Below are 18,396 nucleotides of genomic sequence, written 5' to 3' on the forward strand. Positions count from 1 at the left end.
GGCGGCGGACGCGGCGCCGGTGGCCGAGGGCTCGCCGGTCGGCGAAAAGGATGCGAAGTAGCCGCGCCACTCCTCGTCCACCGAGGCGGGGTCGCTCAGGAAGCGGTCGTACAGGTCCAGCACGTAGGCCGCGTTGGGCCCGGTGAATTCGCGAAGGTCTGCCATGGTCCACACGTCGTGCGGGCGCCCGCGAGGGTGCGCCGGTGAGCCGCCCCGCCCCGGAGGCGTGCGGCAAGCCGCGACAACTTACTGCCCGCCGTGGCGGGCCGCTACGGCCATGTGCTGCAAGTGTCTGACCCATGCGCGGGCAGTCGGCATGTCTGGAGGCGGTTTCGGTGCTGCAGCGGGCGTAAACCGGGCGCGGGGTGTCGTAAACGGGGCAAATGCGTTAAATTAGAGGACTTGGAACGATTCCGAGACATGCGGTCGTGCCCCGCGCCAGAATCGGCGTGTGATTCTTCTGGGCACTACGTCCAATCCTGGACAAACTCACGAGCGGCGAACGAGGGGCACCACGCGGTGCCTGCGCTGCGACCAGCGGCGGACCCGGAGGGAAGAGTCCGGGCCACCCAACAAGGAAAAATGCATTTCAACGAGCTCAACCTCGCGCCCGAGCTGGTACGCAACGTCACGGCGCTCGGGTACGAAATCCCCACCCCCATCCAGCAGCAGGCCATTCCCGCCGCCCTCGAAGGGCGGGACGTCCTCGGCCGGGCCCCCACCGGGACCGGCAAGACGGCGGCCTTCATGCTTCCCACGCTGCACCGGCTGCGTGGCAAGGAAGGGCTCCGCGCCCTCGTCCTCTGCCCCACGCGCGAGCTGGCGATCCAGGTGGGCGAGTCTGCGCGGGACTACTCGCGCGGCAGCGAGCTGTTCGTGGGCGTGGTGTACGGCGGCGTGCCGCTGGACAAGGACATGCGCGGCCTGCGCGCCGGCTACGAGATCCTCGTGGCCACGCCGGGACGCCTGATCGACCACATCGAGCGCGGCAACATCGACCTCTCCAAGGTCGAGGTGCTGGTGCTGGACGAGGCCGACCGGATGCTGGACATGGGCTTCCGCCCGCAGATCAACGAGGTCATGCGCCGGATGCCAAAGGAAGGGCGGCAGACGCTCTTCTTCAGCGCCACCATGCCCAACTCGGTGAAGTCGCTGGCGTACGACATCCTCCGCGACCCGGTCACGGTGGAGGCGGCGCCCAAGGTGCAGGCCGCCGAGGGCGTGGACCAGTTCGTGTACCCGGTGGACGCGCGCCAGAAGACGGGGCTCCTGCTGGAGCTGCTGCTGAAGCCGGAGTTCAAGAGCGCCCTCGTGTTCTGCCGCACCAAGTTCGGCGCCGACCGCGTGGCACAGGCCGTGTCGCGCGCCGGCATCAAGGTGGAGGCGATGCACAGCGACCGGAACATGCAGCAGCGCGTCCGCGCGCTGGAGGCGTTCCGCAGCGGCGAGGTGCAGGTGCTGGTGGCGACGGACGTGGCGCAGCGCGGGATCGACGTGGACGGCATCTCGCACGTCATCAACTACGACGCGCCCAAGGAACCGGAAGGATACGTGCACCGGGTGGGCCGCACCGCCCGCGCCGGCGAGACGGGCGTGGCGATCACCCTCATGTCGGGCGGCGAGATCGGCGACGTGGCGGCGGTGGAGCAGCTTCTTGGCTCGCGCATCCCGCGCGTCAACGTCCCCGGCTACTCCTTCTTCGTGGCCGACACCCCGCTGATCCTGGGTGAGGACGGCGAGCCGGCCCCGCCGGTAGAGCAGGCCCCGATGCCGCAGACGAAGCGCGCCGCCCAGAAGGAGGCCCGCACCACGCGCGGCCGTAAGTCTGGCGAGCTCTCGCAGGAAGACCTGGCGAAGCTGCTGCGCGTGGGCTGAGGGGCCCTCACCCCCGGCCCTCCCGACATCGAAGAACGCCCCGATCCTTGATCGGGGCGTTCTTTGTCATGTGGCGACGCGCCCCAATGCCGTAGGGGCGGACCTGCGTGTCCGCCCTCCCTCGCCGCGCCCGATCCCCGCCCACGACCCGAAACCCCGTAGGGGCAGCCCCACGTGGCTGCCCGTGCCATCCGCCCCACCGACGCCTGGCCTGTTGTCCCCATTCCCCATTCCCCATTCCCAGCCCTTCCCGGGCCCCTTTTGTGCAGTCCACCCCCCGCGAGCAACCGAGCACGGCGCGCCGCCCCCGCGGATAGCGTCCCCGACCGCCATACATGACCGATCCCCAAGACCAGCCCCGCGTCCGAAACATCTACCGAGGCGGCTACTTTCCGCGCGTGCGCCAGCGCTGGGAGGAGTTCGTCGCGACGGCGAAGTACGCCGCCAAGAACCCGCGCGGCTGGCTGCGCGACACGCTGCGGCGCGACGCGGAGTTCTTTCTTCACGTGGTGGACGCGACCGTTGGGGTGCTCGGCGCGTCGCTCCGCGATCGGAAGCGGCGCAGGTGGGTGCTGGGGGCGTTCGCGTTGATCGGCTTCATCCCCGCGTTCATGTGGGAGCGGTGCGGGTTCATGGGATGCCCCGACGTGGCCCGCGTGGCGTCGCTGCAGCCCGGCGGCGCGGCCACCGTCTACGATGCGGACGGCGGCATCCTGGCCCGGCTCACCCCCGTGCGCTGGGAGGTGGTCAGGATCACGCGGATTCCCAAATACGTGCCGCAGGCGTTCGTGGCGGTGGAGGACCAGCGATACTATTCGCACCACGGAGTGGACTGGCGGCGCTTCCTGGGCACGACGGCGCGCAACCTGATGCCCGGCGGGCGCAGCCAGGGCGCGAGCACCATCACCATGCAGGTGGCGCGAAACGTCTTCCCGGACCGGCTACCCGCCTCCGAGCGCACCATCAAGCGCAAGCTGCTGGAGATCCGGGTCGCCACGGAGATCGAGAACAAGTACGACAAGGACCAGATCCTCCAGACGTACCTCAACCAGATCTACTTCGGCGAGGGCGTCTACGGGATCGAGTCGGCGGCGCGGATCTACTTCGGCAAGCACGCGGCGGATCTCACGCTGCCGGAGGCGGCGCTGCTGGCGGGGCTCCCCAAGGCGCCGACGAACTACAACCCGCGCCGCAACCCGGACCGCTCCATCGCGCGGCGCAACCTGATCCTGGGGCTGATGGCGCAGCAGGGGCGGATCACGCCCGTGGAGCGCGACGTCTCGCGCGCGGCGGGGATCAAGCTGGCGCGCCTGGAGACGGAGCAGCAGCGGCGGAGGGCGCCGTACTTCGTGGAGATGGTGCGCCGCGTGCTGGAAGAGCGCATGGGGGAGCAGCTCTACGCGGGGGCGCTGCGCATCCGCACCGGGCTGGACCCGCGCGCCCAGGAGGCCGCCGAGAAGCAACTCGAGGCCCAGATCCGGCGCGTGGAGGGCGGCGTGTTCGGGCGCTTCGAAGGTCCGCGCCGGAAAGAAGCGACGGTGGGCGCCGAGACGCCGTACCTGCAGGGGAGCGCCGTGCTGATGGACGCGCGCACCGGCGACGTGCGGGCGTGGGTGGGCGGAAGGTCGTTCGAGGACTCGCGCTTCGACCGCATCTCGCAGGGATTCCGCCAGCCCGGGTCGGCGTTCAAGCCGCTGGTGTGGGCGGCGGCGCTGGAAAAGGGCGTGGCGCTCACCGACACCTTCATCGACGAGCCGCTGCGCCGCACCATGCCCGCCGGCGACGTGTGGGAGCCGCGCAACTTCGACGGGCGCTTCCGCGGGCCGGTGTCCGTGCGCAACGCGCTGCGCTGGTCCGTGAACACCGTCGCGGTGCGGCTGGCGGAGCGCGCGGGGCTGGACGAGGTCAGCTCCGAGGCCCGGCGCATGGGGATTACCGCCAAAGTCCCCGCGCTTCCCTCAGTGGCCATCGGCGCGGCGGCGCTGCGGCCGGTGGAGTTGGTGCGGGCGTATACCGCCTTCGCCACGCTGGGGACGCGGGTGGAGCCCCGCTTCGTGACGCGCGTGGAGAACGCGGCGGGCGAGGTGTTGTGGGAGCCGGGCGTGCGGCGTCGGCGCGTGCTGGACCCCGGCGTCGCTTTCCTGGTGACCGACGCCATGCGCGACGTGGTGGACCGCGGCACCGGCCGCAAGGCGCGCGACGTAGGCCTGCGCGGCCCCGCGGCGGGGAAGACGGGGACTACCAACGGCGCGACGGATGCATGGTTCGTCGGCTTCACGCCGGACGTGGTGGGCGCGGTGTGGATCGGCTTCGACCGCGGGCGTCCCATCACGGCGCGCGGCTCCGGGGGCGAGCTGGCGGCGCCGGTGTGGGGCCGCATGGTGCGCGCGGCCGCCAACGGGCGCGTGCCGGTGGCGTGGGAGCCGCCCGGCGGGGTCGTGGAGCGCAAGGTGGCGGTGTCCGGGCTGCGCGTGATCTCGCCGGGGTGCCGGGCCACGGGCGCCTCGTTCGACGAGTACTTCCTGCGCCGCGCCGTGCCGCCCAGCGTTTGCCCGCGCGGTGCCCCGGATGCGCCGCCCTGGTGGGAGCGCGCCGCCGACGCCGCGGAGACGCAGGTGCGCGAGTGGGTGCGCGAGCAGTCCGCCCGCGTGTGGCGCGACGTGCGCCGCCGCGCCGGCTTCCCGGTGGACGGCTCCGCGCCGCGCGCCGAGCAGTCCACGCGTCCCCGCCGCGAAGAGCCCGAGGCGCGCGAGCCGGAGGGAGTGGCCGACCCCGTGACGCCGGGGCCGCGGGACAGCATCTTGATCCCGCCGGTGCAGGTGGACACGATCTCGATGTGAGAGCCGCGATCCTGCTCGCTCGGAACGACTGTTTCGGCGGCCGGGTACACCGGTGCACGAACGTACCGGCGCGGGGACGGAAGGTGCCGCTTTGCCTTGCCCGCGCCGCGCAGTAGATTGCCAGGATTCCGCACTCCGGCCCGGCGCGCACGCCGCCCCCGGTGAGCGCCGCCGTACGCCGCCTGCCCTGAGCGTAAACCGATGCACGCTGCGCCCGAGCGCAGAACGACGAGAAGCCGGCTCCACGCCCTCGCCCTGCTGGTGGCGGTGGTGCTGCTGGGTGCGTGCGCCGGCGGCGGCGGGGCGCCCTCCGGCCCCTTTCCCGGCCTGGCGCAGTTCGCCGGGCGGGAGATCCGCCGCGTCCAGTTCGAAGGCGACCTCGAGATCTCCGAAGACACCCTCCGCCGCGTCGTCACCACGCGCGGCAGGTCGTGCAAGCTCTTCGTCCTCCCCATCTGCCCCTTCGGCTTCGGGCGCACGGAGCCCACGCTGGACCTGGGGGTGCTCTCGCGCGACGTGGTGCGCATCCAGCTCGCCTACCGCGACAACGGGTACTACGGCACCCGCGTCGTACCCGACGTGCAGGAGATCGCGGGCGGCAGCGTGGACGTCACCTTTCGCATCACCCCCGGCGACCTGGTGACGCTGCGGGTGCTGGAGGTGCAGGGGGTGGAGCGCGCGGACAGCGCGGGCGAGATCGCGCGCAAGCTGCCGCTGAAGGTGAACGAGCCCTTCCGGCGCAACGACTTCCTGGCATCGGTGGACACGGTGCGCAACAACCTTCTGGACAGGGGATTCCCCTACGCCCAGGTACTGCGCAACTACTCCATCGACACCATCGCGGACGTGGCCGAGGTGCAGCTGGTGGCCAACACGGGGCCGCTGGTGACGGTGGACACCATCCTGTTCGCGGGGCTGGACCGCATCAGCGAGCGCACGGCGCGGCACCAGATCGCCATCCGCGAGGGGAAGCGGCTGCGCGCCACCGACCTTTCGCGCAGCCAGCGCAACCTGTTCGAGCTGGAGCTGGTGGACTTCGCGGCGGTGGAGGTGGCGCCGGACTCGCTGCAGCTCACGCCGGACAGCGCGGAGCTGGAGATGGACAGCATCGGCTCCACCGTCATCGTGCGCGTGGCCGAGGCGGCGCGCTACGCGGTGGACGCCGCCGTCGGCTACGGCACGCAGGACTGTCTCCGCGCCCAGGCGAGCCACACGGACCGCAACTTCCTGGGCGGCGCGCGCCGGCTGGAGGTCTCCGGCCTGGTGTCGAAGCTGGGCGCCGCGGGGCCGGTGGACGGGCTGCGCGACACGCGGCTCTGCGACGAGTTCCAGCTCGACTCCACATCGACCTCCATCGACACCACCATCGCGAGCGCGCTGAACTACCGCGTCGCCGCGGACTTCGTGCAGCCGCGCCTCTTCGGCATCCGCACCTCGTTCCTGGCCAGCGCCTACGCGGAGCGGCTCACCGAGGTGGGGCTCTACCTGCGCAGCGCGCGCGGCGGGCAGGCCGGCTTCGTCCGCCAGGTGGCGAGCGGAACGCTGCTCTCCGCCACGTTCACGGTGGAAAGGTCGCGCACCGAGGCGAACGACTTCTTCTTCTGCGTGGCGGTGGAGGTGTGCAACCGCGAAGACATCGAGGCGCTGAAGCGGTCGCGCTGGTCCAACTCGCTGAACACCTCCGTGCTGCGTAACCGCGTGCGGCTGGACCCCTTCCCCAGCGGCGGCCACCAGCTTCGCACCACGATCGACTACGCCTCCGCGGCGCTGGGGTCGCAGGACGAGTACCTGCGCCTGTACGCCGACGGCACGGTGTACCGGCGGCTGGGCGGCGCCGTCATCGCGTCCGGGCGGCTGGCGGGGGGGACGTTCTTCCAGGGGCTGCTGAACGGCGACGGCTACATTCCGCCCAACCGGCGCTTCTACGGCGGCGGCCCGGCGGGGGTGCGCGGCTTTCCGCGCAACGAGCTGGGGCCGCAGGTCTACGTGGAGCGCACCCGGCTGAGCGACGACGGCAGCGTCACCGAGCTGGACGTGGACACGCTCAACTCGGCCACGGGGGGCACCCGCACGCTGCTGGGGACGCTGGAGGTGACGGCGCCCTCGCCCTTTCTGCGCGACGCGCTGCGGCTGGCCGGCTTCGTGGACGCGGGGCGCGTGTGGGACCCGGCCACCCGCCAGGTGGAAGGGTGCCAGAGCCGCGACCCTGGGCTGCGCATCACCCCCGGCGTGGGGCTCCGCTACGCCACGCCGGTGGGGCCGCTGCGGGTGGACGTCGCGTACAATCCGTACGATCCGGAGCGCGGGTGCCTGTACGCCATCGACGAGAACGACAAGCTCCTTCCCACGCCCATCAACCAGAGCTTCGCGCCTGAGGGGCGGGGCGGGGCGCTGAGCCTCAACCGCTTCATCTTCCAGCTCTCGGTGGGGCAGACGTTCTGATGCCACGCCGCCGCCTGGGACGCGTCGGGCTCCTCATGCTGGGGCTGCTGGTGGGCTTCGCGCTCACCTTTGGCGGCGTGTGGATGTTCATCCGCCGCACCCAGACCATGGAGGTGGCCGAGGAGCGCGTCAGCATGGCGCTGGGGCTGCCGCGAGAGGCGTTCACGGTGCAGGCGGTGGAGGAAGACGGCTCCCTCGCCATCGCGCTGCGCAACGTCGCCTTCCTGGACGCGAAGGGCGACACCATCGTCGCGGCGCCGCTCGCGCGCGGCACGCTGGACGCGGGCTCCGTGGGCGGCACCGGCGCGTACGTGCTGCGCGACGCCGAGCTGATCCGCCCCGACCTGCGGCTGTCGCAGGACGCAAAGGGGGAGTGGAACGTCTTCGGGATCGTGCTGGCGGAGGCGGACGGCACCCCCGTGCGCCCCGCCGGCGCCAACGGCGAGCCCGCGGCCCGCTCCATCGTCATCCGTGGGATGAAGATCGTGGACGGGCGGGCGCGCATCGCCTACCCGCTGGAAAGCCGCCCCGCCGCCCCCACCGGCCGCTTCGCCTCCCTCAAGCAGCCGGAGATCCGGCGCGAGGGCGGGCGCTGGGTGCGCGTCTCGTACCTCAGCGACCTCGACGCCGTCCTCCCGCGCATCAGCTTCGGCGGCGGGGGCGGGTGGCGCGTGGACATCGGCTCCATGTCCGCCACGGTGCGCAATCCGGACACGCGCATCGCGCAGGTCCGCGGCTTCTTCGAGGACCGCGGCGACCAGGTGATCCGCTTCAACCTTGCCGAGGTGCGGGCCGCGCACTCGCGCTTCGCCGGCGGCGGGACGATGACCCCGGCCGGCGAGGCGCTGGCGTACGACATCGACCTGCGCTTCGCCCCGCTCGACTTCCGCGACTTGCAGGGGATGGGGATCGCGATTCCGGGGCAGGGCACCGCGGCGTTCTCGCTGGGGATCAACACGCTGAGCGGGGGCCGCACGCAGTATGCCGTCACGGACGCGCGCGTGGCGATCCTGGATTCGCGGCTGGGCGGCGACGTCACCGTCATCATGGCGCCCGGCCAGCCCACCGCCGTCCGCGATGCGCGCCTGACGATGGAGCGCGTGCGCCTGGCCGACCTGGAAACGCTCGGCTACCTGGACCGCAGCGAGTTCGCGGGCATCATCAGCGGCACCGTCGTCAGCGAGGGCGAGGCGCTGCGCGTGGACCTCGCCGCGCGCGTCACGCCGCGCGACGCTCCGGAGGCCACGCCCTCCGTCCTCACCGCGCAGGGACGGGTGCTCCTGGCCGCCGGGCGCCAGCCGATGCGGCTGGAGGGGCTGCGCGTGGGCGCCGACCCGCTCTACCTCTCCACCCTTCGCCCGCTCGCGCCGGAGAGCGCTGCGATGCTGCAGGGGGTGATGCGCGGCGGCGCCGTTCTCTCCGGTCCGCTCTCCGCGCTGCGCATCCAGGAAGGGAGCCTGGCGTACGCGGTCGGCACCGCGCCGGAGAGCCGCATCCGCGGGCTGAACGGGACGTTCGCGATGGGCCCGCCGATGCGCTACTCGCTGGAAGGGCGCGCCGAGCCGCTCGCCCTGGCCACGCTGACGCAACTCTTTCCGGCGCTCCCCTTCCGCTCCGCCACGCTTTCCGGGCCGATCGCGGTGAGCGGGACCAGGGAGAACGTCGACTTCCGCTTCGACCTGAGCGGCGCGGCCGGCGCCATCGCGGCGCGCGGCAACGTAGCGATGGGCGGCGCGGTGCCGCGCTTCGAGGTCACGGGCTCGGTGGAGGCGTTCCGCGCGGCCTCCGTGCTCCAGAACGCTCCGGCCGCCGCGCAGGGGCTGCTGACCGGCACCTTCAACGCACGCGGCACCACCGAGGACATGCGCTTCGGGGTGAACCTGGCGCAGGGCGGCGGCACGTTCGCGCTGGGCGGCACGGTGCGGCGCCCCGGCGGCAGCCCCGCGCAGTTCGACGTGTCCGGCCGGGTGGACAACTTCCGCATCGGCTCGCTCTTTGGACGGCCTGACCTGCTCCCATCGCCTGTAACCGGGCCGGTGGCCTTCTCCGGCGGCGGGCGGCAGCCGTACCGCTTCGATGTGGCGCTGCGCGGCGAGCAGGGTCTGCTGGACGTGGACGGCTGGTACGCGCCGGGACCCGTCCCCTCGTACGCGGTCAACGGCGCCGTCGCCGACCTGGACGTGAGCGGGCTGCCGGGGATGACCTCCGCGCCGCGCACGCGCCTCACCGGCACGCTCGCCATCCAGGGCCGCGGCACCACGCCGGAGACGTTTGCGGGCACCGTCGCTTTCCGCGCGGAGCCGGGGTCGCTGATCGGGCGCTACCCGCTGCAGACCGGGCTCGCGCGGCTGGAGGCGCGCGGCGGCATCCTGCGGGTGGACACGCTGGACTTCGCGCTGCGCGGCGCGCGCTTCTCGGCCACGGGCGCCATCGGGCTCACCACGCCCTCGCCCACGCCGCTGCAGTTCGCGCTGAACGCGCCGGACCTGGCGCTCCTGCGCCCCATCATCCCCGGCGGCGACACCCTCCCCGACCTGGCCGGTGCGCTGACGGCTTCGGGGACGATCACGGGCACGGTGAAGGCGCCCACGGTCGCCGCCAAGGGCAACGCGCGGGGCCTCCGCTACGGCACGATGGCGGCGGGGACGCTGGCCTTCGACGTGAACGGCCTGCGCGCCGGCACCGCGTGGAGCGGGCGCGTCAACGTGGAGGGCACGGCGCTCGAATACGGCACCCAGCGGCTGGACGAGCTGCGGCTGAACGCCGTCCTGGCACCGGGAAGCAGCACCTTCACCCTGGCCGCGCGCCGCGATCCCGCCACCGACATCACCGCCTCCGGACGGCTGGAGCTGGACGGGGCGACGCCGGTGGGGGCGATCTTCGACACCCTCGCGCTGCGCCTGGGCGACTCGCGCTGGGAGCTGGCGCACCGCGCCCGCCTTGGCTGGGGCGACCGCGGGCTGGCCGTGGAGAACTTCGCCCTGCGCCGCGCGGACGGCGGGCGCGGGCTGATCGAGGCGGACGGCGCCCTCCCCACCACGGGGCTCGCGGACCTGCGCATCGGCATCACCGACCTGAGCCTGGTGGACGTGCGCCGCCTGGCCCCCAACACCGCCGTGTCGGACCTGGCGGGCGCGCTGAACCTGCGGGCCGCCATCACCGGCCCCGTCGCCGCGCCGCTGATCACGCTGGACGCGCGGGTGGACTCGCTCTTGGTGCGCGGCTTCCGCCTGGACCGCTTCGCACTGGTGGGCCGCTACGCCGCCGGCCGCATGGACGTGACCGGCGACGCGCAGATCGGCGGGCGCCAGGTGATGGAGCTGCGCGCCGGCGTCCCGATGGTCGTCTCGCTGGGCGGCACCGTCCCGCAGGTGGAGCTGGCGCGCGACGGTGCTCTGACCGCCTCCTTCAACGCCGACTCGCTCCCGCTGGCGCTCCTCGCCTCCGCCCTCCCCACCATCGAGAACGCGGAGGGCGTCGCCCAGGCTCGGGTACAGGTGACCGGGACTCTGCGCAGGCCGCGCGTGAGCGGCGGGGCGCAGCTCAATGGCGGCGCCATGACCGTCGTCCCGCTGGGGGTGCGCTGGACGGGGATCACCGGCCAGGTCACGCTGGACGGGAACCTGGTGCGGCTCGACTCGCTCGTCGCGCACTCCGCGGACGGCCGCGCGCGCGTGGACGGCACCGTGCGCCTGGACGATCCCGCGCGCCCGGAGATGTACATCCGCCTGGCGACGGACAACTTCCAGCTGATCGACAACCGCGAGATGGCCGAGCTGGAGGTGGACGCGGCGCTCGCCATCTCCGGCCGCTTCCCCAACACGGTCGCCACGGGCAGCGTCCGCATCGAGGACGGCACCATCTACCTCCCCGAGCTCGGCGCCGAGCGCGAGGCGGACATCCTGGGCGCCGAGGTGGGCGAGATCGGCGCGGACACGGTGAGCGCCCCGGCGGGAGCCTCGGCGCTGCTGGCCGCGCTGCGCCCGCGCAACCTCCGGGTGGCGATCGGCGACAACGTCTGGCTGCAGTCGCCGGACGCGCGCATCCAGCTGGGCGGCGAGCTGCTGGTGGACCAGCCGCCCGGCAACCCCACCTACTCCGTGTACGGAGACCTGGAGGCGCGCCGCGGCACATACACCGTCGCCATCGGCCCCATCGAGCGCGAGTTCGAGATCCAGTCCGGCGTGGTGCGCTTCTACGGCACGCAGGAGTTCAACCCCGGCCTGGACATCCTGGCCGAGTACCAGGTGCGCGACCCCGAGCTGGGCGGCGAGGACATCACGGTGCAGGTGCGCCTCACCGGCACCGTGCAGAACCCGCAGGTCGCGCTCAGCGCCAACACGCGCCAGCCTCTGCCGTCGTCCGAAATCGCCTCGCTCCTCGTCTTCGGCCGCCAGAGCGCCACGGCGGGCACCGCGTTCGAGGCGCTGTCCAGCCAGATCGTGGGCGGCGTGTTCCTGGAGGAGTTCCTCGGAAACCTGATCACGCGCGAGCTGGAAGAGCAGCTGATCCAGACGGGCCTGGTGGACTTCGTGCGCGTGCGGGCGCGGCCCAGCGGGGCCGGGTTCGGGGCGTTCAACGTGTCGTCGGGCGCCAGCATCTTCAGCGCGGTCTCGCTGGAGGCCGGCAAGGAGCTGGTGGACGACGTCTTCCTGACGGGCCAGATCTTCAACATCTTCTCGACCGAGAACGGGGCGCGCCGCTTCGGCCTGGCGCTGGACTGGGAGATCACGCGCACGTTGAGCCTGCGCCTGGCCGTGGAGCCGGTGCGCCGCGATCCGATCCTGCAGCAGAATCTGCGCAACCGCGACTACCAGGGCTCGCTGGACGTGCGCCGCCGTTGGGAGTACGGCCGCTCCCGCAAGCGCGACGAGGCGATCCAGCGTCCGCGTCCGCGCACCGAGCCCGCGCCGGGGGAGAAGTCGACCCCCACCGGCCTCCCGCCGCCCCCACCCCCGCCGGAGAACGTCTCCACGACCCCTCCGGCACCTCCGTAACGCGACGCCCCCGGATGCTCAAAGGCATCCGGGGGCGTGGTGTTTTTGGGGAATGGGGGGAAACCCCTCTGAAGGCTCTGGGTGAAACCCTTGGATCCCGGCGGTTGAAACCGCTGCAACAACCGCGGGAAACCTGCCTTCGCAGGTTTGGGGGTGGGACCGCGCGCACCCCACCGGGCGCGGACCACCGGGGGATAAATCCCCCGGCTGGAACAACGGGAAGACCGCTGAAGCGGTCTCGATCGGCGCGGCTCCGGCCCGGGGGCCATGATCGGTAGGGGCGCGATTCCTCGCGCCCGTGCCCGGCGCGGCTCCGTGCCCCGTCGGCGCACACCGATAACCGTAGGGGCAGACCTGCGTGTCTGCCCGCCCTCGCCCCCACCGCGATCTCCGCCCTACGGGGACAGATCCCGTAGGGGCAGCCCCGCGTGGCTGCCCGTGCCCGCCGCCTCGACGAACCCCGCCCCGACACGCAGGCCCAAAAAAATCCCCTCTCCCACGGCGAGTTGTGGGAGAGGGTCGAAGATGTAAACCGCCAGGCGAGGCCCTACCCGGCGTACGGCGTGGTCCGCTCCTGCGATCCGGACTCGAGCTGGCGGCGGAAATCCGCGTCTTCCTGAAGGGCGCCGACGTTGCGGTCGATGCTGTGGAGGTGCTCCTCCAGCAGGGCGATCCGCTGCTCCATCAGCGCAACCTTTTGCTCCTCGCCCTTCATCTCCTTCACGCGGGCAAAGGCTTCGACGATCGGCTTCAGGGCGAAGCGCGCGGTCAGGCCGATGACGGGGACCAGCACCACCATGATGCCGAGGGTGACCGCGATCAGTCCGGTCAGGGCTCCAATGTCCATGATCTCAGGCTCCAGGGGAGGGGTGGGGAGGGAGGAGGTGACTCCTCACGGGAACGGCGAGTGGGCGAACGATGCGGTGCCCGTAAACTCGCCAGGTGGAGCAGGGTACGGATGGTCGCGGGCCCAGGATTCAATCACTAGAACCGTCGCACGGGGAGACACGGACGAAGGGCAGCTCAACAGCCCTTCTTCGTCGTCTCTCCTCTGCGTCTCCGCGTCTCCGCGTGAGCCAAGCAGTTGCCGTTCAGCTCGCGGCCTCGGAAGGCAGGTTCGACCCCGCGATCCGGGGGAGGATGCCGCGCACCAGCGCCGCCAGCCGGTCGCGGACGCGGGCGCCCACCTCCATCACCTCGTCGTGCGAAAGATGCGAGCCGCCCAGCCCCGCGGCCAGATTCGTGATGCACGAGATGCCGAAGCAGCGCACCCCCAGCGCCCGCCCCACGATCACCTCGGGGACGGTCGACATCCCGACCGCGTCGGCACCCAGGCGCGCGAGCATGCGGATTTCGGCGGGGGTCTCGTAGCTGGGGCCGGGGAGCCCCGCGTACACACCCTGCGAAACCGGGATGCCCAGCTCCAGCGCCACCTCCTCGGCAATGCGGCGGAACTCGGAGTCGTATGGGTCGCTCATGTCCGGGAAGCGCTGCTCGCCTGGCAGGACGGCGCCGATCAGCGGGTTGCCGCCCATCAGGTTGATGTGGTCGGCGATGATCATCAGGTCGCCCGGCGTCATCCCGGGGCGCACGCCGCCGGCCGCGTTGGTCAGGAGCATCACCTCCGCCCCCAGCGCCACCAGCGCGCGCACGGGAAGGGCGACGTCACGCGGCTGCCATCCTTCGTAGAGGTGGAAGCGGCCCTGCATCGTCGCCACCTCGACGCCGGCCCAGCGCCCCACCACCAGCGTCCCAGCGTGGCCCGCCAGCTCCTGCGTCCGCCGCGGAAAGCCGGGGATGCCGCCGAAGGGAATGCGCACGGCGTCCTCGATCTCGTCGGCCAGGCCGCCGAGGCCGGAGCCGAGCACGAGGATGGCGTGCGGCGCGCGCGTCACCCGCTCGCGCAGGAAGGTGATCGTCTCGTGGATGTCGTTCGCGGCTCCGGCCGTCATCGCTCCTCCGGGAAAGGTTGAGACGGCAACTTGGATGCGCCGCCCGCGTCCGTCAACGGCGCCGTGCCCGCTCCACGAACTCCACCGTGGCCGGCCTGCGCGGCACCTGCACCAGCGAGAGGGGCACGGTGCTGATGCCGCGCCCCGGCGCCGGCCTGCTGGTGCGGCTCTGGAGGATCACCGCCGTCACCGTGTCGCCGCGGAAGTAGAGCGAGTCCACCGAGACGTAGCCGCCGGGGAGAGCGCCCTGCGTCGCCACGATCACCAGGTGGGTGTCGAAGTCCACGGGGCGCAGCGCGCGGTCCGGCAGCCCGCTGTACGCGCGTACCGCCGACCACTCCGCCTGCGTGCGCACCACGCAGCGCAGCGGCACGCGAAAGCGCGTCCCCCCCTGCGCGTATCCCGACCACGCCAGCGCGGGGAGCGGACGCGTCCAGCGGTAGTCGCGCGGCGCGTACGTCTTCGCCACGGGATTGCCCGCGCGCTCGCCCTGGCAGAACCCGCGCAGCGCCTCGGGCACCGCCGCGTCCCCCGCATCCGGCGCGAACGACACCAGCCGCGGCGGCTCGGGCGGCACTTCCGGCGGCGGGGGCGCTCCGGGCGAGCACGCTGCGAGGACCATCGCAGCGAATAGAGGGTGGCGCATCGTGATGGGACGCTTGAATCGCGCTGGCAGCCGGCGTGTCAGGCTGCCGACTTGCCGGCTTGGGGAGGCTTCGGCGGGTCTACGAGCCGATCGCGATACTGCTCCTGGAGCTCCATGTAATACTCCGCCAAGCGCACTGGATCGTGCCCGAACCGCGCGGAGATTTCGTGGCGCACCCGGCGAACCTCGTCCACAATCGGATCAGGAGTTGGCATCGTTCTCTCCAAGCAGCTCAAGTGGCGTCACAAGCGCAGGGACGTACAGGCCGAGCAGGGTGTTGATGCGACGGATGTGCCCAAATTTGTTCGCGTTAGCCAGGTGCTGGCAGTTCCAGGTGACCAGGAAGTCGCACTTATGGTATGATGCGAGCGCAAGGTGGAGCGCGTCTCCTCCGGGATCCAGGGGCATGAGCTTGTGCCGCAGATACGACTGGACAGTCTCTATCACCCCTGGCAGGACGGGCAGCAGACGAAGATGCGCGATTAGAGCCACGCGCTCCCCAACCCGTTCGGCACGACCGCCGGAAAGCTCGTCGATGACCGCGGTGCTCGTGACAAGCTCGTACCGATCAGCAGCTCCCGCCCACCACTCGCGCGTCCATTCCCTACGCGCAACGACAGTGGCGGCGGTGCGTACTTCGAAGTACGCGCTGGGAATCGTAGTCTCGACGTACACTCTGGGCCTGATCATCCCACAAAGATACATCAGACCGCTCGGAACCGCACTCCGTACCATGCGCCACAATGGCGGACGGCTGCGTTGTCTCTGCCAAAAGCACAGGAAAAACGGCCCTTGCTGCGGCACGCCCGTTGCCTTTTCCTCGGACGTTCGGCGCGCCGCAGTGCGTGATGCACGGCGGTCCGCGCGCCGATTTCAACGCAAACCAACTACGTCAGGAGAGCCCATGGCGAAGGTCATTGGGATCGATCTTGGGACCACCAACTCCGTCGTCGCCGTGATGGAAGGCGGCGACCCGGTGGTGATCCCCAACGCCGAAGGCGGGCGCACCACCCCCTCAGTGGTCGCCTTCACCAAGGACGGGGAGCGCCTCGTGGGCCAGGTGGCCCGCCGCCAGGCAATCACCAACCCCACCAACACCGTCTTCTCCATCAAGCGCTTCGTGGGCCGCAAGGCCGGCGAGGTGAGCGAGGAGCAGAAGAAGGTGCCGTACAAGGTCACGTCGGGGGCCAACGGGATGGCGCAGGTCGAGATCCCCAACACGGGGAAGACCTACACGCCGCCCGAGATCTCGGCGATGATCCTCCAGAAGATGAAGCAGACCGCGGAGGACTACCTGGGCCAGACCGTCACGCAGGCCGTGATCACCGTGCCCGCGTACTTCAACGACGCGCAGCGGCAGGCCACCAAGGACGCCGGCAAGGTGGCGGGCCTCGAGGTGCTGCGCATCATCAACGAGCCGACCGCCGCCGCGCTGGCGTACGGGCTCGACAAGAAGAAGGACGAGAAGATCGCCGTGTACGACCTGGGCGGCGGCACCTACGACATCTCGGTGCTGGAGCTGGGCGAGGGCGTCTTCGAGGTGAAGGCCACCAACGGCGACACCCACCTGGGCGGCGACGACTTCGACCAGCGCGTGATCGACTGGCTCGTGGAGGAGTTCCGCAAGGACCAGGGGATCGACCTTTCCAAGGACCCGATGGCGCTCCAGCGCCTCAAGGAAGCCGCGGAGAAGGCGAAGATGGAGCTGTCGACCACCATGTCGACGGACATCAACCTTCCCTTCATCACCGCGACGCAGGAAGGCCCCAAGCACCTGAACGTGACGCTGAGCCGCGCCAAGTTCGAGTCGCTGGTGGACGACCTGGTGCAGCGCACCATCGGGCCGATGGAGAAGGCGCTCAAAGACGCGGGGCTGAAGCCGGGCGAGATCGACGAGGTGATCCTGGTGGGCGGCTCCACCCGCATCCCCAAGATCCAGGAAGTGGTCAAGAGCTTCTTCGGCAAGGACCCGCACCGCGGCGTCAACCCGGACGAGGTGGTGGCCGTGGGCGCGGCGATCCAGGGCGGCGTGCTGGCCGGCGAGGTCAAGGACGTGCTGCTGCTGGACGTGATCCCGCTGTCGCTGGGCATCGAGACGCTGGGCGGCGTGTTCACCAAGCTGATCGAGCGCAACACCACGATCCCCACCAAGAAGAGCGAGACGTTCTCGACGGCCGAGGACAGCCAGACCACGGTGGAGATCCACGTGCTGCAGGGTGAGCGCGAGATGGCGATGTACAACAAGACCATCGGCAAATTCCAGCTCACGGGGATTCCGCCCGCACCGCGCGGGATGCCGCAGGTGGAGGTCACCTTCGACATCGACGCGAACGGCATCCTGCACGTCTCCGCCAAGGACCGGGCGACGGGCAAGGAGCAGAAGATCCGCATCGAAGCCAGCAGCGGGATGAGCGAGGCCGAGATCGAGCGGATGGTCAAGGACGCGGAGGCCCACGCCAGCGAGGACAAGACTCGCCGCGAGGCCGTCGAGGCCCGCAACCAGCTGGACTCCATGGTCTACCGCGTGGAAAAGGACTCGGCGGAGTGGCAGGACAAGCTGGACGAGTCGGCCAAGACGGCGCTGAACGAGGCGATGGAGCGTGCCCGCAAGGCGCTGAAGCAGGACGACCTGGGCGAGGTGCGCGGGGCAACGGAGGCGCTCCAGCAGGCCTTCGCCGCGGCGGGCGCCAGCATCTACGCGGCGCAGTCTGCGTCGGCCGAGGGCGCGGATGCGGGCTTCTCGGGCGGCGCCACGGCGGGCGCCGGCTTCGACGACGACGACACCGCCCGCGCCACCGTCCCGCAGGACGACGTGATCGAGGCGGACTACGAGATCGTCGAGGACGACAAGAAGTAACGGCGGTGCGTGAGTGCGTTGGTGCGTGAGTGCGCTAACTCATCGCATCATCGGAATCGGGGGCGGCAGCCAGCACGGGTGCCGCCCCTGAGTTCGTAACCGCATGTCTCACGCGGAGGCGCGGAGACGCGGAAGAGGAACAATGAGCGACCGCGCTTCTCTTTCCTCTCTGCGTCTCCGCGCCTCCGCGTGAGGCCGCTGTTGCGGTTCCCCGGCCGGGCTTTTGCAGGCCGCCCAGGGGAACCGGAGACGCGCGGCGGGTTACTTGTTGGGAGCCCTCCTCACGGCACCGGGACGTCCCGGTACCCCTTTCGATACGAGCGTGCAATGCCTGAGCGCCGCTTCAACCGTACCCACGTCGCCGGCCTGACCGCCGGCGCCTTCGCCGGCGGACTGCTGCTGGCTTCCGGCCTACAGTTCACCCCGGGAATGCACGCCGAGGCGCTGTTGCAGACGCCCGCCCAGCCCACGCGGCAGGACGTGCGCCCCGTGGCCGAGCTGAGCCAGGCGTTCATCAGCATCGCCGAGTCGGTGACGCCCGCGGTGGTCGCCATCGAGATGGAGCGCGTGGCACGCCGTACCTCCAACCGCCGCGACATCCCTGAGGAGCTCCGCGAGATGCTCCCCTTCGACGTGCCGGACGGGGGCGGGGGGCGGGGGCCGCAGCAGGGGAGCGGGTCGGGGTTCATCATCAGTCCGGACGGCTACATCATCACGAACAACCACGTGGTGGAGGGGGCGGACAAGATCACGGTGGTGCTGAGCGACAACCGCAGCCTGGTGGCGC

The 18,396-nt window shown here is 71.2% G+C and carries 10 protein-coding genes; 6 read left to right on the forward strand and 4 right to left on the reverse strand.

What is annotated here, in order from left to right; genetic code table 11:
- The first annotated feature begins 582 nt into the window (after positions 1 to 582).
- The 4 genes from VF647_00005 to VF647_00020 all read left to right on the forward strand — a co-directional run bounded on the left by VF647_00005 (position 583) and on the right by VF647_00020 (position 12,154).
- Positions 583 to 1,875 (forward strand): DEAD/DEAH box helicase, encoded by a 1,293-nt coding sequence (locus VF647_00005; protein ID HEX8450438.1) that lies wholly within the window; start codon positions 583 to 585, stop codon positions 1,873 to 1,875.
- A 335-nt stretch (positions 1,876 to 2,210) separates the two neighbouring features.
- Complete coding sequence (locus tag VF647_00010; GenBank protein HEX8450439.1) at positions 2,211 to 4,715, forward strand: PBP1A family penicillin-binding protein; 2,505 nt, start codon at positions 2,211 to 2,213, stop codon at positions 4,713 to 4,715.
- Between the two features lie 201 nt (positions 4,716 to 4,916).
- Positions 4,917 to 7,157: a BamA/TamA family outer membrane protein gene (locus tag VF647_00015; GenBank protein ID HEX8450440.1), complete on the forward strand. Its 2,241-nt coding sequence runs from the start codon at positions 4,917 to 4,919 to the stop codon at positions 7,155 to 7,157.
- Complete coding sequence (locus tag VF647_00020; GenBank protein HEX8450441.1) at positions 7,157 to 12,154, forward strand: translocation/assembly module TamB domain-containing protein; 4,998 nt, start codon at positions 7,157 to 7,159, stop codon at positions 12,152 to 12,154. The genes VF647_00015 and VF647_00020 overlap by 1 nt, the downstream gene beginning before the upstream one ends.
- A gap of 547 nt (positions 12,155 to 12,701) precedes the next feature.
- Here the strand turns inward: VF647_00020 and VF647_00025 are convergent.
- The 4 genes from VF647_00025 to VF647_00040 all read right to left on the reverse strand — a co-directional run bounded on the left by VF647_00025 (position 12,702) and on the right by VF647_00040 (position 15,427).
- The gene (locus tag VF647_00025) at positions 12,702 to 13,001 is read right to left on the reverse strand and encodes a hypothetical protein (GenBank protein HEX8450442.1); all 300 of its coding nucleotides are present in this window, start codon (positions 12,999 to 13,001) and stop codon (positions 12,702 to 12,704) included.
- Between the two features lie 244 nt (positions 13,002 to 13,245).
- On the reverse strand, positions 13,246 to 14,106 hold the full coding sequence (locus VF647_00030) for a purine-nucleoside phosphorylase (protein ID HEX8450443.1): 861 nt from the start codon (positions 14,104 to 14,106) through the stop codon (positions 13,246 to 13,248).
- A 52-nt stretch (positions 14,107 to 14,158) separates the two neighbouring features.
- Positions 14,159 to 14,728 carry a hypothetical protein gene (locus tag VF647_00035; GenBank protein HEX8450444.1) on the reverse strand — a complete coding sequence of 190 codons (570 nt, stop codon included), beginning with the start codon at positions 14,726 to 14,728 and terminating at the stop codon, positions 14,159 to 14,161.
- Positions 14,729 to 14,953: 225 nt separating this feature from the next.
- Positions 14,954 to 15,427: a type II toxin-antitoxin system VapC family toxin gene (locus VF647_00040; protein HEX8450445.1), complete on the reverse strand. Its 474-nt coding sequence runs from the start codon at positions 15,425 to 15,427 to the stop codon at positions 14,954 to 14,956.
- A gap of 229 nt (positions 15,428 to 15,656) precedes the next feature.
- Between VF647_00040 and dnaK the strand changes: the two genes are divergently transcribed.
- Together dnaK and VF647_00050 are read left to right on the forward strand one after the other, a co-directional pair.
- On the forward strand, positions 15,657 to 17,609 hold the full coding sequence (gene dnaK / locus VF647_00045; protein HEX8450446.1) for a molecular chaperone DnaK: 1,953 nt from the start codon (positions 15,657 to 15,659) through the stop codon (positions 17,607 to 17,609).
- A 327-nt stretch (positions 17,610 to 17,936) separates the two neighbouring features.
- Positions 17,937 to 18,396 (forward strand): trypsin-like peptidase domain-containing protein (locus VF647_00050; GenBank protein HEX8450447.1); only part of this gene is annotated, 460 nt, incomplete at its 3' end.

The sequence above is a fragment of the Longimicrobium sp. genome, from assembly GCA_036387335.1.
In the GTDB taxonomy this organism is placed as follows: Bacteria; Gemmatimonadota; Gemmatimonadetes; order Longimicrobiales; family Longimicrobiaceae; genus Longimicrobium.